The 24,344-nt window shown below is 39.7% G+C and carries 20 protein-coding genes and 1 riboswitch; of the genes, 12 read left to right on the forward strand and 8 right to left on the reverse strand.

What is annotated here, in order from left to right; translation table 11 throughout:
• Nucleotides 1-149: 149 nt before the first annotated feature.
• The 4 genes from era (at nt 150) to DRW42_RS16265 (ending at nt 3,842) form a co-directional block, all read left to right on the forward strand.
• On the forward strand, nt 150-1,046 hold the full coding sequence (gene era / locus DRW42_RS16250) for a GTPase Era (protein ID WP_113949890.1): 897 nt from the start codon (nt 150-152) through the stop codon (nt 1,044-1,046).
• A 23-nt stretch (nt 1,047-1,069) separates the two neighbouring features.
• The gene (locus DRW42_RS16255; protein ID WP_244215303.1) at nt 1,070-1,579 is read left to right on the forward strand and encodes a TlpA family protein disulfide reductase; all 510 of its coding nucleotides are present in this window, start codon (nt 1,070-1,072) and stop codon (nt 1,577-1,579) included.
• Nucleotides 1,580-1,734: 155 nt separating this feature from the next.
• Nucleotides 1,735-3,036 carry a ribosome biogenesis GTPase Der gene (gene der, locus DRW42_RS16260; protein ID WP_113949892.1) on the forward strand — a complete coding sequence of 434 codons (1,302 nt, stop codon included), beginning with the start codon at nt 1,735-1,737 and terminating at the stop codon, nt 3,034-3,036.
• A 296-nt stretch (nt 3,037-3,332) separates the two neighbouring features.
• On the forward strand, nt 3,333-3,842 hold the full coding sequence (locus DRW42_RS16265; RefSeq protein WP_113949893.1) for a GNAT family N-acetyltransferase: 510 nt from the start codon (nt 3,333-3,335) through the stop codon (nt 3,840-3,842).
• A 219-nt stretch (nt 3,843-4,061) separates the two neighbouring features.
• On the opposite strand, the gene DRW42_RS16270 is transcribed toward DRW42_RS16265, so the two are convergent.
• The 4 genes from DRW42_RS16270 to DRW42_RS16285 form a co-directional block, all read right to left on the reverse strand.
• Nucleotides 4,062-4,568 carry a GNAT family N-acetyltransferase gene (locus DRW42_RS16270; RefSeq protein ID WP_113949894.1) on the reverse strand — a complete coding sequence of 169 codons (507 nt, stop codon included), beginning with the start codon at nt 4,566-4,568 and terminating at the stop codon, nt 4,062-4,064.
• A gap of 330 nt (nt 4,569-4,898) precedes the next feature.
• A complete protein-coding gene (locus tag DRW42_RS16275) occupies nt 4,899-5,522 on the reverse strand; it encodes a short chain dehydrogenase (RefSeq protein WP_341866235.1) in 624 nt (207 codons plus the stop codon).
• Between the two features lie 53 nt (nt 5,523-5,575).
• Nucleotides 5,576-6,709, reverse strand: a complete 1,134-nt coding sequence (locus DRW42_RS16280; RefSeq protein WP_113949896.1) for a histidine decarboxylase — start codon at nt 6,707-6,709, stop codon at nt 5,576-5,578.
• Between the two features lie 152 nt (nt 6,710-6,861).
• Nucleotides 6,862-8,469, reverse strand: coding sequence for a S41 family peptidase (locus DRW42_RS16285; RefSeq protein ID WP_113949897.1), 1,608 nt, complete (start codon nt 8,467-8,469; stop codon nt 6,862-6,864).
• A gap of 190 nt (nt 8,470-8,659) precedes the next feature.
• Between DRW42_RS16285 and murQ the strand changes: the two genes are divergently transcribed.
• The 8 genes from murQ (at nt 8,660) to DRW42_RS16325 (ending at nt 18,739) form a co-directional block, all read left to right on the forward strand.
• Entirely contained in the window at nt 8,660-9,463 is an 804-nt protein-coding gene (murQ, locus tag DRW42_RS16290; protein ID WP_113949898.1) for an N-acetylmuramic acid 6-phosphate etherase, read from the forward strand.
• A gap of 204 nt (nt 9,464-9,667) precedes the next feature.
• Nucleotides 9,668-10,234: a hypothetical protein gene (locus tag DRW42_RS16295; RefSeq protein ID WP_113949899.1), complete on the forward strand. Its 567-nt coding sequence runs from the start codon at nt 9,668-9,670 to the stop codon at nt 10,232-10,234.
• 38 nt (nt 10,235-10,272) lie between these two features.
• Entirely contained in the window at nt 10,273-11,028 is a 756-nt protein-coding gene (locus tag DRW42_RS16300; RefSeq protein WP_113949900.1) for a Bax inhibitor-1/YccA family protein, read from the forward strand.
• A gap of 287 nt (nt 11,029-11,315) precedes the next feature.
• A riboswitch (SAM riboswitch) is annotated at nt 11,316-11,419 on the forward strand.
• A 121-nt stretch (nt 11,420-11,540) separates the two neighbouring features.
• On the forward strand, nt 11,541-15,248 hold the full coding sequence (gene metH, locus DRW42_RS16305) for a methionine synthase (RefSeq protein WP_113949901.1): 3,708 nt from the start codon (nt 11,541-11,543) through the stop codon (nt 15,246-15,248).
• A 74-nt stretch (nt 15,249-15,322) separates the two neighbouring features.
• On the forward strand, nt 15,323-16,276 hold the full coding sequence (gene metF, locus DRW42_RS16310) for a methylenetetrahydrofolate reductase [NAD(P)H] (protein ID WP_113949902.1): 954 nt from the start codon (nt 15,323-15,325) through the stop codon (nt 16,274-16,276).
• A 224-nt stretch (nt 16,277-16,500) separates the two neighbouring features.
• Nucleotides 16,501-17,898 carry a pyridoxal phosphate-dependent decarboxylase family protein gene (locus DRW42_RS16315; protein WP_244215304.1) on the forward strand — a complete coding sequence of 466 codons (1,398 nt, stop codon included), beginning with the start codon at nt 16,501-16,503 and terminating at the stop codon, nt 17,896-17,898.
• A 45-nt stretch (nt 17,899-17,943) separates the two neighbouring features.
• Nucleotides 17,944-18,246, forward strand: a complete 303-nt coding sequence (locus DRW42_RS16320; RefSeq protein ID WP_147243766.1) for a hypothetical protein — start codon at nt 17,944-17,946, stop codon at nt 18,244-18,246.
• Nucleotides 18,247-18,325: 79 nt separating this feature from the next.
• Entirely contained in the window at nt 18,326-18,739 is a 414-nt protein-coding gene (locus DRW42_RS16325) for a tail fiber domain-containing protein (RefSeq protein ID WP_113949905.1), read from the forward strand.
• A 230-nt stretch (nt 18,740-18,969) separates the two neighbouring features.
• Here DRW42_RS16325 and thrC read toward each other — a convergent pair whose 3' ends face one another.
• The 4 genes from thrC to thrA form a co-directional block, all read right to left on the reverse strand.
• A complete protein-coding gene (gene thrC / locus DRW42_RS16330) occupies nt 18,970-20,280 on the reverse strand; it encodes a threonine synthase (RefSeq protein WP_113949906.1) in 1,311 nt (436 codons plus the stop codon).
• Nucleotides 20,281-20,351: 71 nt separating this feature from the next.
• Nucleotides 20,352-21,284 carry a homoserine kinase gene (locus tag DRW42_RS16335; protein WP_113949907.1) on the reverse strand — a complete coding sequence of 311 codons (933 nt, stop codon included), beginning with the start codon at nt 21,282-21,284 and terminating at the stop codon, nt 20,352-20,354.
• Between the two features lie 21 nt (nt 21,285-21,305).
• Nucleotides 21,306-21,758: a DinB family protein gene (locus DRW42_RS16340; protein WP_113949908.1), complete on the reverse strand. Its 453-nt coding sequence runs from the start codon at nt 21,756-21,758 to the stop codon at nt 21,306-21,308.
• Between the two features lie 4 nt (nt 21,759-21,762).
• Nucleotides 21,763-24,216, reverse strand: coding sequence for a bifunctional aspartate kinase/homoserine dehydrogenase I (thrA, locus tag DRW42_RS16345; protein WP_113949909.1), 2,454 nt, complete (start codon nt 24,214-24,216; stop codon nt 21,763-21,765).
• Between the last annotated feature and the right edge of the window lie 128 nt (nt 24,217-24,344).

A 24,344-nucleotide genomic window follows, 5' to 3' on the forward strand; every position in this document is an offset into this window, starting at 1 on the left:
TGAGCCCGACGAGCTACCAACTGCTCCACCCCGCACTCTATACAACTCGTTTTTTCTTTTGAATTAAATCCTTAACTCTGTTTCCGAATTGGAATGCAAAGATATAATTCGTTTCTTTGTACTGCAAATTTTTTTTAAAAAATATTTTAATGGCGCATAAAGCAGGTTTTGTTAGTATAATAGGTAAACCAAATGTAGGTAAATCCACCCTCATGAATGTGCTTGTAGGCGAGCGGCTTAGCATTATAACTCCTAAGGCACAAACCACAAGGCACCGTATTTTGGGGATCGTAAATGAAGAAGAATATCAGATCGTTTTTTCTGATACCCCGGGTATAATCAAGCCAAAATACAGCTTGCAGGAGAGTATGATGAGCTTTGTGAACGGATCTTTAACTGATGCTGACGTACTTTTATTTGTAACCGATATTAATGAAGAATACGATGAAGATGATGTTCTGGAGAAAATCCTGAACCGCGATATCCCAACAATTGTATTGATCAATAAAATAGATAAAGCATTGCAGGAGCAGGTTGATGAAAAAATTGCTTACTGGCAGGAAAAACTGAATCCGGTTGCCATTTATGCAATTTCGGCACTTCATAAACACAATGTAGACGGATTATTGGATCGCGTACTCGAAATGTTGCCCGAGCATCCGCCGTATTACGATAAAGAAGATTTAACCGATCGCTCCGAACGTTTCTTTGTTTCGGAGATGGTGCGCGAAAAAATCTTTCTCAATTATCAGAAAGAAATCCCTTATAGTACCGAGGTAATTGTTAAAAGCTTTAAAGAAGAAGAACTGAAAAACGGTAAAGGTTCTATGATCAGGATTACAGCCGAAATTGTGGTTGAACGCGATTCGCAAAAAAACATTTTAATCGGTACAGGTGGCAGTATGTTGAAAAAGGTAGGTACTGAGGCGCGTTTGGAGATCGAGAAATTTTTGGATAGCAAGGTTTTCTTAGAACTGTTTGTAAAGGTGATTCCCGATTGGAGAAGCAAAAAGAACTACCTGAAAAGCTTTGGTTACGATAATTAATTCTGATTTTTATTAAAAAATCAATGATGAAAAAAGGTTTAACGCTTCTCTTATTGCTTGTAAGTACGGTAGTTCTTGCACAGGAATCTAACAATGGAAAAAAACTCTGGGCAAAATCGATACTGAACGAAAAAGCCCCCGAATTGGTTGTCGAGAAATGGATCTCGAAACAACCGGATACTAAAGGCAAATTTGTACTGATCGATTTTTGGGCAACCTGGTGCGGACCATGCAGGGCATATATTCCAACGCTGAACGATCTTCAGAAAAAATATGCCGATAAGTTGGTCATTATCGGAGTTTCTGATGAAACGGCAGAAAAAGTTGAAGCTTTTGATAATCCAAAGATCAGTTATTTTGAAGCCATTGATACCAAAGGAACCGTTAAAGATTCGATCCAGGTTAAAGGCATTCCACACGCCATCCTGATCGATCCGAAAGGCATTGTGAGGTGGGAAGGCTTTCCTTTATTGCAGGGAAACCAGCTAACTGAAGATGTGGTAAAAGGACTTTTAGAGAAGTATAAAAATTAATATTGATGAAGGTTACGAAAAATAAGCGTACCTTTGCAGCCCGAAATAAATCGGTTAGTAGTTGATAGTCAATGGCTGATAGCCAAATAGTTTGAGCAGCTTGCCCGAACACCACGACCATTAACTATAAGCCATTAACTATCAATAGAACACCAATGAGTAACATTATAGCCATCGTAGGCAGGCCAAACGTAGGCAAGAGCACCCTTTTTAACAGATTAACCGAAAGTCGTAAAGCCATTGTTGACGACATGAGCGGCGTAACCCGCGACAGGCATTATGGCGTGGGCGAGTGGATTGACAAAAACTTTACCGTAATTGATACGGGTGGTTATGTAGCCAACTCAGAAGACGTTTACGAAGCAGCAATCCGCGAGCAGGTAATGATCGCCATCGAAGAAGCCAGTGTATTGATCTTTATGGTTGATGTAACTACAGGCATTACGGATTTAGATGATGACATTGCACAGGTATTGCGCAGAAGTAATAAACCTGTTTTCGTAGCAGCTAATAAAGTAGATAATACCGCACTTTATAACGAAATCCATACTTTTTATGGCTTTGGATTAGGCGAAGTTTATCCACTATCATCGATGACGGGTTCTGGAACAGGGGAGTTATTGGATGAGATTGTTAAAAATTTCGAGGATATTCCTGAAGAAGAAAACCAGTTGCCTAAAATTACCATAGCAGGCCGTCCGAATGTAGGTAAATCTTCTTTGGTTAATGCCTTAATCGGTAAAGAGCGTAATATCGTTACCGCCAATGCAGGTACCACCCGCGATTCGATTAAAATTCATTACAACCAGTTCGGTCACGAATTTATGCTGATCGATACTGCCGGGTTACGTAAAAAAACAAAGGTTAAAGAAAACTTAGAATTTTATTCGGTAATGCGTACCATTAAGGCTTTAGAAGAGGCTGATGTAGTGGTATTAATGATCGATGCTGTAGAAGGGATCGAGAGTCAGGATATTAATATTTTCCACCTGGCAGAAAAGAATAAAAAAGGTATCGTAATTTTGGTGAATAAATGGGATTTGATTGAGAAAAATACCCAAACGATGAAAGCTTTCGAAGAGCAAATTCACGAACGTATCCGTCCTTTTACCGATGTGCCGATTGTATTTACTTCGGTGCTGAACAAGCAACGTATTTTCAAAGCAATTGAAGCAGCTTTAGACGTTTATAAAAACCGTAGCAAAAAAATCCCTACATCTAAATTAAATGATGTAATGTTGCCTTTAATTGAAAAGTTCCCGCCACCGGCATTAAAAGGAAAACACATTAAGATTAAATACATCACACAGATTAATGCTACATCACCAATGTTTGCCTTTTTCTGCAACCTGCCTCAGTACATTAAAGATCCGTATAAACGTTTTATAGAGAATAAATTAAGGGAAAACTTCGATTTTTCTGGTGCACCCATCCAGATTTATTTCAGACAGAAATAATTTAAGGTTGAGGGATTAGAGGCGGAAGGTTGAAGGCCTGACTGCCTATAGCAAATATGATATGAATAGGGCTGTTTCTTTTATGGAGCAGCCCTGTTTTTGTTATTGTCATTCTGAACGTAGTGAAGAATCTTTAAATTGGAGAGTTGTTATCCAATTGACAGACTTCAATAATTCGCCGTCATCTCGACCGAAGCATAGCGGAGCGGAGAGATCTAACTCGAGATAGGTTTCTCGACTTCGTTACACTCCGCTCGAAATGACGGTAGCATGAGTATTATCCTTACCTTTACCACATGCAATTACAGGTACAAAACAGCGATTCAACTGATATCGGCACCATTTTCGAATTTTATGATATGGCTATTGCGCATCAAAAGAAGGTGTTTAATAAACATTGGCAGGGCTTTAGCAGAACATTGGTACAAACTGAAATTGATGAAAACCGTCAATATAAAATTCTGGTTGATGGTGTTGTTGCCTGTGTATTCGCGGTTACCTTTAATGATCAGTTAATCTGGGGCGAACGCGATCATGATGCCATTTATATTCATAGGATTGTAACACATCCCGATTTCAGGGGATATTCTTTTGTAAAAGAAATTATTAAATGGGCTAAAGCTTTTGCAGCCAAAAAGGGTATTAAATTTATCAGGATGGATACCTGGGCAGATAACGAAAAACTACTCGAATATTATACTGGCTGTGGCTTTGATTATGTGGGTGTAGTTACCATGGAAAAAACTGACGGATTACCTAAACATTATGAAGGGATCAGTCTAAGTTTGTTTGAGATTGTGGTGTAGCGAAGTTTCATTAATATCGTATTGTCATCCTAAGCTTGTCGAAGGATCTATACTAGTGCTATTCTAAGCGCTGCAACTACTTGCCCAATTTTTATCGGAGGCAGTGAACTTGCTGTTTGTGTTTAAAGATCCTTCGCTGCGCTCAGGATGACAGAATCGATTTGGAGATATTAATCTGTGTTTATCTGTGTGCATCTGTGGTTAAATTTTGCCTAAAACTTACTTTAACTCAATTTTCCAGCTCAGCATATCATCAACTTCTCCGATATGGATAAAATTGTTTTTTTCTAAAATAGAATAAGAGGCCACATTATCTTTGGTTGTTGCGGCAAAAATAGATTTCACCTTTGGTTGTTCCTTCGCCCATTCAATTATTCTGCCAACCGCCTCGGTCATAAATCCCTTTCCCCTGAATTCTTCATAAGTACCATAACCGATTTCAATTTCTCCATTGGGGTCAGGTTCGCCTACAAAACAGATATCGCCTACCATCCGATGATCAGGTTTTGAAATAATGGTCCATAAAGTATGGTACAGGTAATCCTTATCCGTATCAAAAACATTGGGTAAAATGGTTTCTTCTAAAGCATCGTGCAAGGAAGGGGAGATATTTTTCTTGGTGGGTAAAAGATCAAACTCCTTTTCGAGCGAATGATCATCTTTAATGTATTTTAAAAGTTGGTTATGCGTTAAGGGCTTTAAAATGAGGCGTTCGGTTTCTATCATATTTGAGATTGTTGAATAGACTAATATAATAGTTTGGGTTTTGAATAACCAAAACTTTAGAATAAGCTTTTGTTAAAAAACTTAAAAATATAGAGGATGTATCATGAATATTGAGTTGTCATCCCGAGGAATAATTTATTGCATAAAGTCAATATTATTGACAGAAAGTCTCTGACTCTAACTCCCTAAAGCTACCGTCATTTCGAGCGGAGTGCAACGCAGTCGAGAAATCTGTCTCGAGGTAGATCTCTCCGCTCGAAATGACGAGTTTTCTATTAGAGTCTACTCATAGTAAAACTAAACTTATGATACAACCTTTTTTAAAGAAAATTAATAAACTTTTATTACCTGCCCGGTAATAATGCCTAAAACACTTTTTTCAAAAGCTTTAACCACTTTTTCCATAGTAACAGGGATTTCTCCCGGGAATGAATCAAAATAGGATGGAGAATCTTCTACCACATTTGGGCTGATCGCGTTGATACGCACACCGTTTTCAAGTTCGGGTGCTGATGCTATCACAAAAGAATTTAAGCCACCGTTTATCGTACTTAAAACAGAACCTGCAGCAACCGGATGATCGGCCAATATGCCCGAAGTTAAGCTAAAAGATCCACCTTTATTAATGTAATGCTGACCAATAAGCACCAGATTAACCTGACCTAATAATTTATCCAGTAATCCGCTTTTAAACGCCTCACTCGTTAATTGCGTTACCGGTACAAATGGGCCTTTTCCAGTAGTGCTGATCAGGGCATCAAAAGCGCCTATTTTCTCATACATGGCTTTAATCGATGCTTCATTGGTTATATCTACCTGAACATCACCCTTGGTGTTTCCCACGCGGATTACCTCATGCTTTTCGGCGAAGGCATGGGCCACTTTTTTGCCTAATGTTCCTGTTGCACCTACAATTATTATTTTCATGCTTATATGTTTAAAGATTTTTGCAATACTAAGTTAAGCTTGCTATTAAACATTCCGGTTAATCAAAAGTTTGTATCACCTTAATCCTGCAAAATGATTTCTGACTTTAAATCGCCTACAAATAAATCAATGTGTGTTTTAGTTACATTAGGCATACAGATGATGTGCGAATTTCCATGTTCTGCTGCCAATTGCCATTTTTTGAAAATCGCCGGCGATGGGGTAGGGAAGTTCACTGTTATGGCATTTGGGTTTCGCCATGCGGCTATGCCCATTTCCTTAAGTTTTGTTTCGGTATATGATGCGGTTGCCAAACTATGCATCGCCCGGTCTTTTAAGCCGGCAAGTCCCAAACGTTTAATGGTATGCCATAAAAATAACGGACTATGGCCATTTCTCGATCCTGTAATGGTGGTATCAAGGCTTCCGATATAAGCAACTGAACGTGCAATCCGGTCGCGGTTCGATTTTTTGGCAACTACTACACCACAGGGCATCGGCGAACCAAAAAACTTATGTCCGCTAATGGCAATACTATCTGCGCCATCTTCAAAGTCGAAAGCAGGTCTGGGGTCGACCAAAGCGCTGTATGTTCCCGAAAGTGCTGCATCAGCGTGGATATAATAATGCTGGATGGCCATCCTCTTTAAAATGTTTTTGATTTTTGCCACATCATCGCGTGCTTCGGTCATGGTGGTGCCAATGTTTGCCATAATAATCACAGGGATCTGGCGGTTCATCCTGATGGTGTTTTCCAGGTCCTCATAATCAATTTCGCCGTTTTCCTGCGTACGGATTACAATATTGGGCATGTTTAACAAATGAAGGTTTTTCTGAACGCTGTAGTGAGTGGCTTCCGAATAATAAACCATTGCTTTTGGATGCAGTTCTCTTGCCAGGTATAAACCATAAAGATTACCTTCAGAGCCACCATTGGTTACATAGCCCCACCAGTTATCTTTGGGAGCACGGAAAAGTTCGGCAAAAAACTCAACTACTTCTTTCTCCAGGTTACGCGAGCCAACACCATAAGTTGAAGTCACAAACGGATCGCCTAGATTGTTCATTGGGTATTTTAAGAAATCGGATAATGCCTGGTAATCAAAGTCTTTGGATACCGGATAACCCAGAAACAATTCCGTTTGTTCTTTAACTTTTACCAATAAATCATTTAAAACTTCTTGATCTTTTGCCTGTAATCTGCCTATTTCCATAACTGATATGATTTGCAGGCAAAATTAGTAAATCAAAATATAGTTTCCTTGTTTTGATTTTAATAAGAATATTATGTTGATTTTTAGTGTTATTTCGGAATTTAAATTTTATTAAGCCTTGTTTTTTTAGCTAAGTAAAGTATAAAATATGGCTATTGCAGATTAAGCAGTGCCTGCCTTACTGCATTGTCGGTTTGATTGGCTGCTTTATAGTAGCCCACATCACCCAAATAATAGCGGCAAAGTAATGCTTTTAAATCATTCAGGATTACTGTTTTCGAATTATAAAGCTGAAAGCGGTCTATCGGAATATTTTTCCGTTGTAGAAAACCAATAAAATCCTTAAAATCATTATCGTTTAAGGTAAAGATATTAATATACTGGTCTACAAAAGTGGCACTATATTTTGCTGTAAGCACATTAAATACATAATCAGACAGGATTTTTTTGCTTACCAGGTTGCTGTAAAATTTATTGTATCCAGTAGTGTCAAGCTTTACAAATATATCAGGTTGGATACCGCCGATGGGTTTAATTTTTTTGATTGGCTGAACATTCACACCTTCTGTTTTCTCGATAGAATCCTGAAATGAAGTGCGGTCGCCAGTAAGCTCACCATCCGTCATACGTTCATCCAGCTCATGTTTGTAAGCATCATAACCTTTTTTGTAAGATTTTTGAATGCTCCGGCCCGATGGTGTATAATACCTGGCAATGGTTAAGTTAAGTGCCGAGCCATCGCCAAAGGCAAATTGTTCCTGTACCAAACCTTTACCGAAAGAACGGCGGCCCACAATAATCCCCCGTCCCAGATCCTGAATGGCTCCCGCCACAATTTCGCTTGCAGAAGCGGTATTTTCATTAATCAAAACTGCAAGTTTACCATTTTGAAAAGCACCTGTTCCGGTAGAGAAATAATCGGTGCGCGGTTCGTGTTTGCCCTGTGTGTAAACAATCAGTTTGTTTTCGGGTAAAAACTGATCAGCCAGTCCTGTTGCCGCAGTAAAATAGCCACCTCCATTGTCGCGCAGGTCGAGGATGAGTTTTTTCATTCCTTTGGCTTTGAGGTTATTTGCTGCAACAGAGAAATCGTTATCGGTATTGGCACCAAATTTACTGATACGTACATAGCCCGTTTCATTATTGATCATGTAAGCGGCATCTATACTGCTGATGTTTACCTTGCCTCGGGTAACCATAATGCGGTTGCTCTGCGCATTACCAGCGTGTAATAATACCACACTTACGCCGGTTCCTGCTTTGCCTTTAAAACGACCGGTTAACTGATCTTTTGGTAAATTTCTGCCGCTTACTGTGGTGCTATCGATGCTTAAAATTTTGTCTCCCAGTTTTATGCCTGCCTGGTAAGCTGGTCCATCTTTTACCACCCCGGTAACCATCATGGTATCGTTAAGCATATAATATTCTATACCTACACCTTCAAAATTCCCTTCAAGATTATCGGTCATATCCTGCGCATCCGTTGGCGGGAGGTAAACACTATGTGGATCGAGCTGGTGAAGAACACTGTCGATTGGTAAATTTTGAAGTGAATCAGTGTTGATGTCATCAACATAATTGCCGTTGATGATGTGGAGAATTTCGTTTAATTTCTCTTCGCTGTTATTGGCCAGCTGCGGACTTTTTTTAACGCCAAAACCCTGGTCTTTAATGAATTTTATGCCCAAAAACATACCGGCTATTAAAATTACAGAATAGCTTACAGCGATCAGTATATTGGTACGGGTATTTTTTTTCATTAGCGTTATTGCAAATTTATGAAAATTAGCGGGTTGATCTATTTTTTAACTGCATTTTCGTGTCTTTTGTTTATAATATTTAACAATAATTAATGCCTTGCAGTTGTTTATCGAATGCTGTAAGAGATATTTTTGTTTTTTTAGGGCAGATTTTAGAAAGAATTTACCGAATTTTATCAAAATTAAATTTATGAACAGAGTTACCGAGCAAGAATCAAACTATAACCACATCGATCAGATGTCGGTTTTGGAAGTTTTGCAGGGCATTAATAACGAGGATAAAACGGTGGCTTTCGCCGTTGAGAAATCTTTGCCTCAAATAGAGAAATTAACTGTTGCAGTTGCCGAACGGATGAAAAAAGGCGGTCGTCTTTTTTATATCGGCGCGGGTACCAGTGGCCGTTTAGGCGTGGTAGATGCATCAGAATGTCCGCCAACCTATGGAGTGCCTTTTGATTGGGTTGTAGGTATTATTGCAGGAGGCGATACCGCCATCAGAAAAGCAGTAGAATTTGCCGAAGATGATGCCGAACAAGCCTGGAAAGATCTTCAGGAATTTAATATCAACGAAAAGGATTGTCTGGTAGGTTTGGCCGCTTCGGGTACTACACCTTATGTAATCGGCGGGCTCAATACTGCACGTAAACACGGCATTTTAACAGGTTGTATTGTTTGTAATACCGGCGGACCAATAGCTGCTGAATCTGATTTTCCGGTTGAGGTGGTGGTTGGACCGGAATTCGTTACCGGATCTACGCGTATGAAATCGGGCACGGCACAAAAACTGGTTTTAAACATGCTGAGTACTACGGTTATGGTACAACTTGGGCGCGTGGTTGGCAATAAAATGGTTGATATGCAGTTAACCAATCATAAACTTGTAGATCGCGGAACGCAAATGGTTGCCGACGAACTGAATATCGGTTATGATGAAGCCGCCGAATTGTTGACCCGCTACGGAAGCGTACGCAAAGCAGTAGAAGCAGGGCACTAAAAATGATTGAATGATGAAATGAATGATTGATTGAATGGAGAAATGAGAGAAGGATGGAATGAAGAAATTAGAAAGTTTTGAATGATGGAATTTGGAAGTGGCTTTAAATATTTTCTCATTCAAAATTCATTCATTCAAAATTCATTCATTCAATAATTTATTTATTCGCTCATTCAAAATTCAATCCTTCAATAATTAAAACTTATGCACGAAATTGAGCCTTATTACCAGTGGAGAGATGATTATATTTCGGCAGAAGACGAGCGTTCGCCCTTTTACAATACCGAATATTCGGAACTCTATTTCGATAAGCAGATTTATAACTTTTTATTGCACCCGCAATGGGATGAATTTGGTTCGAATACGCTTTACCTAAAAGTATTATACGCAGATTACGACCGCAGTTATGCCATTGTAGAGTTTATAGGCGAGTGGAACGATGCCATTAATAACGACATTATGTTGCTGAAACGTGATATTTTGGAACTGATGATGGATGAAGGCATTAATAAGTTTATCCTGATTGGTGAAAATGTATTGAATTTTCATGCCTCTGATGATAGTTATTACGAAGAATGGTTTCAGGAAGTAGAAGATGGCTGGATTGTTGGGGTAAATTTCCAGGAACATGTAATTGCCGAATTCAGGGATAATAACATCGATTATTACATTAACTTTGGAGGTGCTTTCGATAATCTGCCATGGCGCACCTTGAAACCCTTACAGTTCTTTAAAAAAGTTGAAGAACTGTTGACAAAAAGATTAAACTAAATATTTATTTTTATATAGTTAAATACACAAAATTTAAAATGGAACAACAAAATTTCGAATATCAAAAAAACAGTGTTTTTGTACAGGAAAGATCTGAATCTAAACGTTTCTTCGGAAATGTTTTCTTGTGGATGTTTGTGGCACTGGCTATCTCAACGGTAGCAGCTTATTTTATTGCAAGTACGCCCGCTGTATTAGATTATCTTTTATCTTACAATCCGCAAACAGGAAAAGGAGGCTTTACTGCTTTAGGTTATATTGCGATATTTGCTCCGCTTGGATTAGTTCTGCTGTTAGGCTCAAGAATGCAGACAATGTCTTACGGCTCATTGGTTGCAGTGTTCCTACTATATTCAGTTCTGACAGGAGTAATGTTAAGCTTTGTTCTTTTACTATATGCAACTACTTCAATTGTTATTTGTTTTGCAGCTGCAACAGCAATATTTTTAGTAATGGCCATAATGGGCTATACTACGGATGCAGATTTGAGTAAGTTTGGTCCAATATTATTTGCCGGAGTAATGGGCTTGGTTATCATAAGTGTCATCAATTTCTTTTTAGGTAGTTCTACTCTAAGTTATATTTTGGGCATAGTTGGAGTCGCAGTTTTCACTGCACTAACTGCTTACAAGGTTCAGGAACTGAAAAGAATTGGTGAAGGTTTGGATGGAAATGGAAATGAAATTGCTCTAGCAGATAGTAAGAAATTAGCAATTATTGGTGCGTTGTCATTATACATAACATTTATAAATTTATTTATGTCACTATTGCGTGTTTTTGGTAATAGAAGATAATGGATAAGTTTTTAGCAATTGTCGGTTTTCTATTAATTGGCGCCTGTATTCAATTCCTGGTTACAATTTTTGTTACTGATAATATTTTTGTAGTAAGTTCGGCAAGTGGGATATGGATGAGCTACATGTTGATATGGTACAATAAAAAATTTGGAAAGAAGACAGTTAGCTAATTAAAAAACAGAACAATATTTTAAAGGCTGTGCAGTTTTGCATGGCCTTTGTAATTTTATTTGGTGCCAAAGCGATAATTTTTGGAATTGATGTAGCTTTGTTGCATTTTTGTACGCTTATTAAGAAAGACGGAGGGATTAGACCCAACGAAGTCTTAGCAACCTGTAACCTACAAGGTGCTAAATTCTATTCTGCAAATAGCGGAAAAAGATAAGTTTAGGATTACGATTCACGTACCAACTTTTTAAATAAGCCTTTTAGGATGTAATAATGTATAATGGAAGATGTATAATGTGTCTTACCATATTCCATTTTACATCCCACATTTTACAAAACAAATGGGTATAAGAGAAGAATTAGAGAAACGTATTTTGGTGATTGATGGTGCTATGGGTACCATGATTCAGCGATATACCTTAACCGAAGAAGATTTTAGGGGAGAGCGATTTAAAAACCATCCCTGTGATGTAAAAGGCAATAACGACTTGCTTAACATCACACGTCCGGATATTATAAAAACAATACACCTGGAGTATATGGCAGCCGGTGCCGATATCATCGAAACCAATACTTTCAGTACACAGCGCATTTCCATGGCCGATTACCAGATGGAAGACCTTTCTTACGAAATGAGTTTCGAAGGTGCGCGTGTGGCAAAAGAAGCTGCAAATGAGTTTATGGCGGCTAATCCCGATCGTAAATGTTTTGTTGCCGGTGCCATCGGACCAACCAACCGTACCCTATCTATGTCGCCAAATGTAAACGACCCTGGTTTTAGGGCAGTTTATTTTGACGAACTCGAAGCAGCCTATTATGAGCAGGTGCGCGGTTTGGTAGATGGAGGTTCGGATGTATTATTGATCGAAACGATCTTCGATACCTTAAATGCCAAAGTGGCCATTGTAGCCATTAAAAAATATGAAGAGGTAATTGGCCGTAAGCTCGAAATCATGATTTCGGGTACCATTACCGATGCCTCCGGCAGAACGCTTTCCGGACAAACTGCCGAAGCTTTCTTAAATTCGGTAATGCACGCAAAACCATTAAGCATTGGTTTTAACTGTGCTTTGGGAGCAAAAGAAATGCGTCCGCATATCGAAGAACTGGCTGCAAAAGCCGGTTGTTATGTTTCGGCCTATCCTAATGCTGGTTTGCCGAACGAGTTTGGTGCTTATGACGAACAACCACACGAAACAGCCCATTTGGTTGATGATTTTATCACCTCTGGTTTTGTTAACATCGTAGGTGGCTGCTGTGGTACCACTCCGGAGCACATTGGCTGTATTGCCAAAAATGCTCGAAAAGCAGAACCAAGAAAGATTCCTGTTCTGGAACCTTATATGCGTTTAAGCGGACTGGAGCCTGTAACCATTACACCCGAAAGCATTTTCGTAAACATTGGCGAAAGAACAAATATTACAGGTTCTCCGAAATTTTCTAAACTTATTTTAGGCGGCGATTACGAAGCTGCATTAGCCGTTGCCTTACAACAGGTAGAAGGTGGTGCACAGGTAATCGATGTGAATATGGACGAGGGGATGTTGGATTCGGAAGCAGCCATGACCAAGTTCTTAAACCTCATCGCTTCAGAGCCCGATATTGCCAAATTGCCCATCATGGTCGATTCATCAAAATGGTCGGTAATTGAAAATGGCCTGAAATGTTTACAGGGAAAAGGAATTGTAAACTCCATTTCCTTAAAAGAAGGCGAAGAAAAATTCCGCGATAGTGCCCGTAAAATTATGCAATATGGTGCTGCCGTTGTGGTAATGGCTTTTGATGAGCAGGGCCAGGCCGATAATTATGAACGCAGAAAAGAAATCTGTAAAAGGAGTTACGATATTTTAGTGGATGAAATCGGTTTCCCGCCAGAGGATATCATTTTCGATCCTAATATTTTAACCGTAGCAACCGGTTTAGAGGAACATAACAACTATGCGGTCGATTTTATAAATGCTACCCGCTGGATTAAAGAAAACCTGCCACATGCCAAGGTAAGTGGTGGGGTGTCGAACATTTCTTTCTCTTTTAGAGGAAATAATACCGTCCGCGAAGCCATGCACTCCGCATTTCTTTACCATGCCATACATGCAGGTTTAGATATGGGAATTGTAAATGCAGGGATGCTGGAGGTTTATCAGGAAATTCCACCCGAACTGTTAGAAAGGGTAGAAGATGTACTCTTAAACCGTAGGGATGATGCCACCGAGCGATTGGTAGAATATGCCGATACCGTAAAATCAAAAGGTAAAGAAGTTGTAAAAGACGAAGAATGGCGCAAGGGCACCGTGGAGGAGCGGTTATCTCATTCGCTGGTAAAAGGCCTTGTAGAGTACCTGGATGATGATGTGGAAGAAGCCCGGCAAAAATATGCCCGACCAATTCAAGTGATTGAAGGTCCGCTGATGGATGGGATGAACATCGTAGGTGATTTATTCGGTGCCGGAAAAATGTTCCTGCCGCAGGTAGTAAAATCGGCAAGGGTAATGAAAAAAGCTGTAGCCTATCTTTTACCATTTATCGAGCAGGAAAAACTGGATAACCCAGATCAGGATCAGAATTCTTCAGCAGGTAAAGTTTTAATGGCTACTGTTAAAGGCGATGTACACGATATCGGAAAAAATATTGTGGGCGTAGTACTGGCTTGTAATAACTTCGAAATTATAGATATGGGTGTGATGGTGCCCGCACAGGAAATCATCAAAAAAGCTAAAGAAGTTAATGCCGATATTATTGGATTAAGTGGTTTAATTACACCTTCACTCGATGAAATGGTTCACTTTGCCAAAGAAATGGAACGCGAAGGTTTTACCATTCCGTTAATTATTGGTGGGGCTACTACCTCGAGGATCCATGCGGCGGTAAAAGTGGCACCGAATTACTCCGGACCAGCTATCCATGTGTTAGATGCCTCAAGAAGTGTTACTGTTTGCAGTACTTTGATGAACCCTGAAACGAAAGATGAATATGTAGCGAGCATCAGGGTCGAATACGATAAAGCACGCGAAGCGCATTTAAACAAACGCTCTGACAAACGCTTTAAAACATTGGATGAGGCACGCGAAAACAAATTTAAAATTGATTTTCAGCCCAACCTACCTGTTCCTGAATTTACAGGCACAAGGGTTTTTGATAATTATCCGTTAGAAGAACTCGTTCCTTACATCGATTGGACACCATTTTTTCATACCTGGGAACTCAGGGGTAGTTATCCGAAAATTTTCGACGATAAAAATGTAGGTGATGAAGCGAAGAAACTTTTTGACGATGCACAGGTATTGTTAAAACGGATCCTCGATGAAAAATTGCTAAACGCAAGGGCAGTAATTGGTTTCTGGCCGGCAAATTCGGTTGAAGACGATATTGTTTTGGATGTAAAAGGTAAAATGGATAATGGAAATGAAGATCCATCATCCATCTCACATCAGACATCATCCGTAACAATCCATACTCTCCGCCAGCAGGCCGAAAAAGTAGATGGACAGCCTTATTACGCATTATCTGATTTTATCGCGCCAAAAGAAAGCGGAATTCAGGATTATTTTGGTGGTTTTGCCCTAACAGCGGGTATCGGGATTGATGAACTGGTAAATGAGTTCGAAGCCAATTACGATGATTACAATAGCATTATGGCAAAAGCTTTGGCCGACCGTTTAGCGGAGGCTTTTGCAGAGCGTATGCACGAACGTGTGCGTAAAGAATATTGGGGTTACGCGCAGGATGAAAATCTTACCAATCAGGAATTGATCAAAGAGGAATATGCAGGTATTCGTCCGGCACCGGGTTATCCGGCTTGTCCCGAACATACCGAAAAAGGAACTTTATTCGAATTACTTGATGCTGAAAATAAAATCGGATTGCGCTTAACCGAAAGTTATGCCATGTATCCAACTGCAGCAGTAAGTGGTTTTTACTTCGCACATCCTGATTCGAGGTATTTTGGTCTTGGAAAAATAACCAAAGATCAGATTGAAGATTATGCGATCAGGAAAGGTATGTCGATTGAAGAAGTAGAGCGCTGGTTGAGTCCGAATTTAGCTTATTAAACCCCAGGCCCTGAAGGGGGAGGGAATTGTATACAAATTAAAATTTAAGGTCCCGATTATTCGGGATTAGGGTTATGAAGATTACAGACCATATAAAAAATGCAAAGGGTAAAACCTTATTCTCTTTTGAATTATTACCACCTGTAAAAGGGCAGAGCATCCAATGGATTTACGATGCCATAGAACCACTTTTGGAGTTTAACCCACCTTTCATCGACGTTACCTCGCTTCGCGAAGATTATATTTATAAAGAACAAGCCAATGGTTTGCTGCAAAAGGTATCATACCGCAAACGTCCGGGTACCATTGCCATTTGTGCAGCCATTATCCATAAATATAAGGTTGATGCCGTTCCACATTTAATATGCGGTGGTTTTACCAAAGAAGAAACCGAAAATGCGCTGATTGATCTGCAGTTTTTAGGCATCGATAATGTTCTGGCTTTGCGCGGTGATGCCCGCAAAGCGGATGGGAATTTTGTTCCAACTCCCGGCGGACATTGTTATGCGACAGATTTAATTGAGCACATTAAAAACCATAACGAAGGTAAATTTCTGCACGAAGATGTAGAAACCTTTAAAAGCGATTTCTGTATCGGTGTGGCCGGCTATCCCGAAAAGCATTTCGAAGCACCTAACATGAGTACCGATTTCAAATATTTGAAGAAAAAGGTAGATGCAGGTGCTGAATTTATCGTAACGCAAATGTTTTTCGATAACCAAAAATATTTTGACTTTGTAAAAAAATGTCGCGAAAATGACATCAATATTCCGATTATCCCGGGATTGAAACCAATCAGTACCTTATCACAATTAAATGTGCTACCCAAAATATTTCACATCGATTTACCTGATGAATTAACTGATGCATTATCTCATGCAAAAAATAATAACGAGGCAAAAGAAATTGGTACAGAAGCCATGATCAAACAATGTAAAGAGCTGATTGATTTTGGCGCTCCGGTATTACACTTTTATACCATGGGCCGCCCTGAGCAGACCAAAAAGATTGCGAAAGCTATTTTTTAGTAAAAAGACCTCGTAGGTTTTAAAAACCTGCGAGGTCTAATTTAAAACTATGGGTTTTGCGTTAGGGATTGTAAGGGTTCAGTACCGGTTTTTATCGGTACCGGAGCGAAGCGCAGCCCTGAAAAGCCCGACCCTTTCCCGATTTTTCATCGGGATTAGGGTAACGCCCATATCAAAATAAATTATCTCTTAATAGATCCAGAAACAAGTTCAGAAGGACGCATATGATGACGAACAAGCTAACTACCGACTTACAAAACCTTGATGCCATTTTAACAACAGTTAAACAGCAGGGGATAGATTATTTGAACAATGTTGAGGAACGATCTACGGCGAGCAGCGGAGAAGTGGAGATCATCCGTGATCTAAATGTAACAGGAATTGGCGCCATTGAAGCATTGAAACAATTTAACGAGCGTTTCGAACCAGTTATGGTAGCTTCATCGGGGCCGAGATACTGGGGTTTTGTAACCGGAGGAACCACACCGGCAGCCATTGCCGGCGATTGGCTCGCATCCACCTACGATCAGAACACACAAAGTGCAAAAGGAAATGGCGATGTTTCGGCTATTATTGAATTGGAGGCTATTCAATTATTGCTTTCATTATTTAACCTGCCTAAAGATTATTTTGGTGGTTTTGTAACCGGAGCTACCCTATCTAACTTTACCTGCTTGGCTGTAGCGAGGCAGTGGATTGGTAAACAGATGGGTAAGGATTTTGCAAGGGAAGGCTTATCAGGTAAGGTAAATGTATTATCGGCTACGCCACACTCCTCATCAATAAAATCTCTATCGATGCTGGGTTTGGGCAGTGGAAATGTAATTCAGGTAAATGTGTTACCCGGTAACCGTGAGGCATTGGATGTGACCGATCTCGAACGTAAGATACAAGCATTGAATGATGAACCTTTTATCCTAATCTCTAGTGCCGGAACAGTAAATACGGTAGATTTTGATGATTTTGAGGCCATTAATCATTTAAAACTGAAATACAATTTCTGGTGGCACATAGATGCTGCCTTTGGCGGCTTTGCAGCCTGTTCGCCAAAATACAGCCATTTAGTTAAAGGCTGGGAAAATGCCGACAGTATCACGGTAGATTGCCATAAATGGTTAAATGTACCTTATGAGAGTGCTGTATTTTTTGTAAAAGAGAAACACCAGTTGTTACAGGTAGCAACTTTTCAGAATTCGAATGCAGCTTACTTGGGTAATCCGATGGAGAATTTCAGTTACTTAAATTTCCTGCCGGAAAATTCGCGCCGCTTAAAAGCTTTACCTGCATGGTTTACCCTCACAAGTTATGGCAAAGATGGTTATCAGGAAATTGTAGAAAGCAACGTTGAAACCGCTTTAAAATTTGCTGATTTTATCAATGAAAATCCAAATTTCGAATTATTGGCCCCTGTTCGTTTAAATACGGTTTGCTTTTCGCTAACAAATGATAATCTAGTAACAACATTCCTGGATAAACTTAATGCAAGCGGAAAAGTATTTATGACGCCTACCTTTTATAACGGGAAGAAAGGAATACGGGCTGCTTTTGTAAACTGTAGAACAAAAAATGAAGATGTTGATCTGGTTACAGCAATTATGTCAAAAATTCTTACAGAACTTTAACCCATATTTTATTGTTTTAAAAGCATACAGCTTATATTTGCAACAATGAAGTTTTGTGCTTTTAAATACATGTTAATTGCCTGCATTGCGGTAACGTTTTTTGTAAAGGTGAGCCATGTGCTTTCGTATTTAAGCTACTCGGCCGATCATGTTGAGCTGTTATCTGTTAATGATGATGCAACAGAAAAGGAAGAGAAAAAATCAGAAACTGAATATGCAGTATACCAGAACATATTTCATGCAATAGTTTATTGCCCGGTTCAAACTTCAAAAAAAATAATTGTTCCTGATCATTCCTTTCAAGTGGCCTACTTTCCTGAAGTTTTAACGCCGCCACCTTCCGTTTAAACACATTCATTCTTTAGTGTATACCCTTTTCCACAAAAGTGGAATCTATAGTCTATTTAAAAAAATTAAAACAACAGATATGAAACGAGCAATTTCATTTGTAGTGCTATTAATCGCTGCATCTATAAAAATAAGTGCACAGGAAGTTGTGCAGAACAATGTAAAACCTGTAGAAAATGCCCTGAGTCAGGTAACTAAACTTCAACCCGTAAGCTTTAATTATGATAAAACCTGGGCCGAAAAATTAAAATTATCAGCAAGACCGCAATACGGTTTCGTAGGCGCAGATGCTAAAACCGCGGTTCCGGAAATTGTTTCGGTGCAAGCCAAAGATTACCCCGCGGGTAAAAATGCGTTTAAAAGTGCTACCATTACCAAGGTAGATTATGAAAATCTGGTGCCGCTTTTAGTAGCGAGTATAAAAGAACAACAGCAACAGATTGAGGAGCTAAAGCGCGAACTTAAAGCACTAAAATCGCAAAGCGCGAAATAACAAAGAACAGTTAACGCGTACCCCAAAAATACCGTCATTTCGAGCGGAGTGCAACGCAGCCGAGAAATCTGTCTCGAGATAGATCTCTCCGCTTCACTGCGTTTCGGTCGAGAGGACGGTACTTTTATTAATTTTGTCAATGTAACGAAGCGCAACGAAACCAAGAAATATATGTAAAGATCTCTCTTCAGAATATTCGGGATTGCACTCCGCTCCAAACAATGATCAATTTATTCCCCTTTTAACAAATAACTTTTAAATCCTTCAAAATCTACCCCTAACTGATCAGCCTGTTTCGGTTTACTTTCCAAAGTTTTTACCTGCTCGGGGATTTCTATTTTAGCCGCGATGTCTGCCGGAAAAATATCAGGGAATTTACAGGCATGTGCTGTTGAAAGGAAAACTGCTGCACTTTCATCTGTTGGGTTTTCACTTCTGTATTTTTCAACAGCTAAATAAGCTATGGCGGTATGCGGACAGGCCACGTAGTTTAATTTGCTATAGATTTCTTTAATGCCTTCCAAAGTTTCGTCATCGGTAAAACGGTAAGCCGTAACCACTTTTTTAATGGCTTCAGTATCCTGGTTAAATAAATCCATAATCCGTATCCAGTTGCTTGGTGCGCCAACATCCATCGCGTTCGAATAGGTTTGTGTTGATGGTTTGGTTTCGTAAACGCCACTTTCCAAAAAGCGTGGTACAGTATCGTTTACATTGGTTGCTGCAATAAACTGTTTAACCGGTAAGCCCAATTTGTAAGCCAATAAACCTGCACCAATATTTCCAAAGTTTCCGCTGGGTACCGAAAATACCACATCGTTTAACCCTTGTCTTTTCAGTTGCGCATAAGTATTGAAATAATAAAATGTTTGAGGAATTAACCTCGATATATTAATCGAATTGGCAGATGTTAAGCGGAATTTCGCGTTAAGTTCATCGTCTGCAAAAGCTTGTTTTACCAGTGCCTGGCAATCATCAAAAGTGCCTTTTACTTCAATTGCTCTGATATTTTGTCCGTTGGTGGTTAACTGCAGTTCCTGTATAGGACTTACTTTTCCCTCCGGATATAAAATGGTAACCCTGGTATTGGGTACACCTAAGAACCCTAAAGCTACCGCGCCACCGGTATCGCCTGAAGTCGCTACTAAAACATCAAGCAATTGTTCGCCGTCTTTTAAGAAATAGGCCATCACCCGGCTCATAAAACGGGCGCCAAAATCTTTAAAAGCTAAAGACGGGCCATGGAATAATTCCAAAACAAAGGTTTTATCATCTAGTTTTAACGCCGGAGCTTCAAAGTTAATGGCGTCGTCAATTAAAGCCTTTAGGTCTTCAGCCGGAATCTCATCTTTTAATAAGGTGGAAGCAACTTTATAAGCAATCTCTGGTAAAGAATATTGCTCGATATTTTCTATGAAATCTGCATCAAGCTGCGGAATTTCGACAGGCATATATAAGCCTTTATCCTGCGGCATGCTGTTAAAAACGGCTTCTTTAAAAGAAACACGTAAATTTTTATTGTTGGTTGAGTATAGTTTCATTGTTAATGAGGTATGATGGAAAATGTATGATGGAAAATGGGTTTACATCATACATCTTACATTTTCCATATTTACATAATCTTGGGTCCTTCCGCGTTAACCGGAGAAACAAAAGCTTTGCTGTTAATATTTATTTTGTGTAAATGTTGTTGTTGTGCCTTGGTTATTATTTTTGCGGTTTCTTCATCTTTGGTTAAAGCGAAAACAGATGGTCCAGAACCTGAGATTCCGAAACCGATTGCCCCGTTATCCATGGCCAGTTTTCTCATTTCCTCAAAACCTGGGATTAGGATCGAACGCGTAGGTTCTACCAATACATCCTTCATGCTGCGGCCAATCAGATCGAAATCATTCATAAATAAACCGCTTACCAAACCTGCCACATTTCCCCATTGGGTAACTGCATCTTTTAAGGCAACCTTACTGCGGATCATCTGGCGGGCATCTTTTGTGGGTACATCCACTTCCGGATATACAATTGCAGCATACATACCCACAGGCGTTGGTAACGAAATTACATCGAGTGGTTCGTAACTTCTGATCAGTACAAAACCACCCAATAAAGCAGGAGCAACATTATCTGCATGACCATAACCACAGGCCAGTTCTTCACCCTTCATTGCAAAAGGAACCAGTTCGGTAGGCGTTAATAAATCGCCCATTAGTTTATTAATAGCAAACAATCCTGCAACGGTACTGGCCGAGCTTGAGCCCAGGCCACTGCCAATGGGCATTTTTTTATGCAGTTCAATTTCTACCCCAACATCTAAGCGGTTAATGTGCTTTAGGTAATGCTGCACACTGGCACTAACTGTGTTTTTAGCGGCATCTAAGGGTAAGCGGCCATCATCTCCGGTAATTCTTTTGATTACCACTCCTTGCGTATCAGTAAACCGCATTTCAACTTCATCGCCAGGTTCGTTTACAGCGAAACCCAGTACATCGAAACCGCAAACAACGTTTGCAACGGTTGCAGGAGCGAAAACTTTTATACTATTTTTCATTATTAATTGGCTTAACTATTATTAAGCGGTTATTTGGTTTAAATGATATTTTAAATGCACAACGTAATCTTCAATAAAATATGAAAGTGTGTGCAGCTCTGTTTTTCCTTTGCCGGTATCGCAGGTATTTTGAAGCCTTTTTTCCGGGATATTTTCAATTACACGGCAAATCTGGTAGTTCAATAACTTCCAAAGTGTTTTAACTTCGGCAATATCGGCCTCCTGATAATTTTGATAAAAAACCCATTCATCCTGATGATAAATGATTTTAACGCCTTGTGTATACTGTCCGACAACTAATCGGCGGATATTATTCGATGCACTATCAATCAAATGACCCAATAACTCCTTTTTAGACCACTTTGCAGGCTGAGGCTTGTCGTTCCATGTTTCTTCTGTGATGCTTTCAAAATCAGTCATGGCCTGATTAACCAGACTTAGAATTTCATTTTTACACGCTAAAACCGGATTCATCGATCTAATTGTTTAAAGTGCCTACATTAATGATATCGGCAAAAACACCGGCGGCGGTAACTTCGGCACCTGCTCCCGGGCCTTTTACTACCAGCGGACGCGATTTATAACGATCGGTGGTAAAGGAAATAATATTGTCGCTTCCCGATAGCATATAAAAAGGATGGCTATCATCAACCATTTGAAGGCTGATTTCTACATTACCATCTTCTAACTTGCCGATGTAACGTAAAACTTTTCCATCATTGGCAGCTGTATTCTTCAGGTTTTCAAAATAAGCCGCATTAGATTTAAGTTCCGAATAAAAATCTTCTACAGTTGCCGCATTTAAACAGGCTTCCGGTAAAATATTGTCAATTTTTACATCACTGGCTTCTAATGGGTAACCTGCATCGCGGGCGAGAATCAGCATTTTGCGCATAAAATCCTTTCCGTTCAGGTCATCACGTGGATCAGGTTCTGTATAACCCAACTCCTGCGCTTCTTTTACTGTTTCGTAAAAACCGGCTTCGCCTTTAAAATTATTGAAGATATAAGAAATCGTACCTGATAAAATGGCTTCAATCCGTGCTACTTTATCACCGCTCATCATCAGTTCGCGTAACGTACGGATAATCGGCAAACCCGCGCCAACATTGGTTTCGTAATAAAAGTCGACACCAAATTTGCGGGCAGTATCTTTAAACGATTTATATTGTGCATAATCGGCAGAGTTTCCTTTTTTATTACAGGTTACCACCGAAATGCTGCTTTCGAATATGCCCTGATAAAAAGCTATCGGCGCTTCTGCCGCGGTATTATCTACAAAAACACAGTTTGGTAAGTTTAAAGCCTTCATTTTGGCAACAAAGCCTGCTAAATCTGCTTTTTCGCCATTGGCATCCAATTCGGTCTCCCAGTTTTCGAGCGATAAACCATCAGCATTAAAGATCATTTTCCTTGTATTGCTAATACCGGTAACCTTTACTTGTAAATCGTTATTGGCTGCCAAAAATGGCATCTGCTCCTTCAATTGGTTAAATAAGGTTTTGCCGATATTTCCTGTACCCAAACAGAATACATTCAAAGTCCTTTTCAGGTCGGTAAAAAAGGCATCGTGTACAGCATTAACCGCTTTTGATAAATCATCCTTATTGATGATTACTGAAATGTTATATTCTGACGAACCCTGCGCAATAGCCCTTACATTGATACCATTTCGACCAAGTGCATTGAACAAACGTCCGCTCATGCCCGGCGTACGTTTCATGTTTTCGCCTACTATAGCTAAAACAGCCAGGTTATTTTCAACTTCCGGCAGTTCTAATTTTTTGGCATCCAGCTCTAGCTCAAATTCTTTTTTGATTAAAGAAATCGCCTGTGATGCATCGGTAGGTTTAACCGCAAAAGTAATGCTATGCTCTGATGAAGATTGTGTAATCAGCACTACATTGATCTGCTCGCGCGATAGGAGCGAGAATAACCTGCCACTAAAACCAGCTTTACCAACCATCCCGCTGCCGGTTAAGTTGATAATGCTGATATGATCGATTGAAGAAATCCCTTTTATTGGTAAACTTGATGGTTTTACATCGCTTTTGATATAGGTTCCGCCGAAATCCGGTTCGAAAGTGTTTTTGATCACGATCGGGATTTTTTTCATGAAAGCCGGGATCATAGTTGGCGGATAAATTACCTTCGCACCAAAATAACTTAATTCCATGGCTTCTGTATAGCTTAACTCAGGTAAAGAGAAGGCTTTTTTAACGATCCGCGGATCAGCAGTCATCATGCCGTTTACGTCCGTCCAGATTTCTATTTCTTCAGCATTTAAGGCTGCACCGCAAACCGCTGCGGTATAATCTGAACCACCGCGGCCTAGTGTAGTAACCCTTCCAGCTGAATTACTGGCAATAAAACCAGTTACAAAGAGAACCTTGTCTTTATTTTCCTGGTAAAAATTATTGATCAGCATTTCGGTAAGCTCGGTATCAACTTTCGCCTGACCAAAGTTGCTGTCGGTTTTAATCAGTTCCGATCCGTTTACATAAAGTGCATTGCCCAAACTTTGCGAAGCAATATGGCTGATCATAAAAGTTGAGCAGCGCTCACCATAACTTATAATCTGATCTTTTGTTTGCAAACTCAGTTCACGCAAATTGGTTACCGCTTGCAACAGGTCTTCCAGCTCGTTAAAAAAGATTTTTAAACGCGTAAACACCGGGTTTTGTGCAGCAGCTGGCAACAACGTGCGGATTACAGCAAAATGTTTTGCCTCAATTTCTTTTAAATGAGCATCGTAATCTTCACCACGCTCGGCTTTTTCAGCCATATCAGTTAGCAAATTGGTTACACCGCTCATTGCCGATAATACAACTACCGGGCTGTTCTTCTGTTTTTCTTCGCCAACCAGGCGTAAGAGGGTTTTAATGTTCTCGGCCGAACCTACGGATGTGCCGCCGAATTTGAGTACTTTCATTAGTTTATATTGGGTTTAACTGTTTGTAACCGTACCGATGTGTGGTTTAAAATGCTCGTTTGTACAGGTTTCATTCAGCATGGGTTTAAAAAAAAAAGCGTCCCGATTTTCATCGGAACGCTTTCTGT

The sequence above is a fragment of the Pedobacter miscanthi genome (genome assembly GCF_003315595.1).
GTDB lineage: Bacteria > Bacteroidota > Bacteroidia > Sphingobacteriales > Sphingobacteriaceae > Pedobacter > Pedobacter miscanthi.

Bases quoted from the DNA above. Each gene is read 5' to 3' on its own strand.
- era (WP_113949890.1), top strand. From the start codon at position 150: ATGGCGCATAAAGCAGGTTTTGTTAGTATAATAGGTAAACCAAATGTA.
- DRW42_RS16255 (WP_244215303.1), top strand. From the start codon at position 1,070: ATGATGAAAAAAGGTTTAACGCTTCTCTTATTGCTTGTAAGTACGGTA.
- der (WP_113949892.1), top strand. From the start codon at position 1,735: ATGAGTAACATTATAGCCATCGTAGGCAGGCCAAACGTAGGCAAGAGC.
- DRW42_RS16265 (WP_113949893.1), top strand. From the start codon at position 3,333: ATGCAATTACAGGTACAAAACAGCGATTCAACTGATATCGGCACCATT.
- DRW42_RS16270 (WP_113949894.1), bottom strand. From the start codon at position 4,568: ATGATAGAAACCGAACGCCTCATTTTAAAGCCCTTAACGCATAACCAA.
- DRW42_RS16280 (WP_113949896.1), bottom strand. From the start codon at position 6,709: ATGGAAATAGGCAGATTACAGGCAAAAGATCAAGAAGTTTTAAATGAT.
- DRW42_RS16285 (WP_113949897.1), bottom strand. From the start codon at position 8,469: ATGAAAAAAAATACCCGTACCAATATACTGATCGCTGTAAGCTATTCT.
- murQ (WP_113949898.1), top strand. From the start codon at position 8,660: ATGAACAGAGTTACCGAGCAAGAATCAAACTATAACCACATCGATCAG.
- DRW42_RS16295 (WP_113949899.1), top strand. From the start codon at position 9,668: ATGCACGAAATTGAGCCTTATTACCAGTGGAGAGATGATTATATTTCG.
- DRW42_RS16300 (WP_113949900.1), top strand. From the start codon at position 10,273: ATGGAACAACAAAATTTCGAATATCAAAAAAACAGTGTTTTTGTACAG.
- metH (WP_113949901.1), top strand. From the start codon at position 11,541: ATGGGTATAAGAGAAGAATTAGAGAAACGTATTTTGGTGATTGATGGT.
- metF (WP_113949902.1), top strand. From the start codon at position 15,323: ATGAAGATTACAGACCATATAAAAAATGCAAAGGGTAAAACCTTATTC.
- DRW42_RS16315 (WP_244215304.1), top strand. From the start codon at position 16,501: ATGATGACGAACAAGCTAACTACCGACTTACAAAACCTTGATGCCATT.
- DRW42_RS16320 (WP_147243766.1), top strand. From the start codon at position 17,944: ATGAAGTTTTGTGCTTTTAAATACATGTTAATTGCCTGCATTGCGGTA.
- DRW42_RS16325 (WP_113949905.1), top strand. From the start codon at position 18,326: ATGAAACGAGCAATTTCATTTGTAGTGCTATTAATCGCTGCATCTATA.
- thrC (WP_113949906.1), bottom strand. From the start codon at position 20,280: ATGAAACTATACTCAACCAACAATAAAAATTTACGTGTTTCTTTTAAA.
- DRW42_RS16335 (WP_113949907.1), bottom strand. From the start codon at position 21,284: ATGAAAAATAGTATAAAAGTTTTCGCTCCTGCAACCGTTGCAAACGTT.
- DRW42_RS16340 (WP_113949908.1), bottom strand. From the start codon at position 21,758: ATGAATCCGGTTTTAGCGTGTAAAAATGAAATTCTAAGTCTGGTTAAT.
- thrA (WP_113949909.1), bottom strand. From the start codon at position 24,216: ATGAAAGTACTCAAATTCGGCGGCACATCCGTAGGTTCGGCCGAGAAC.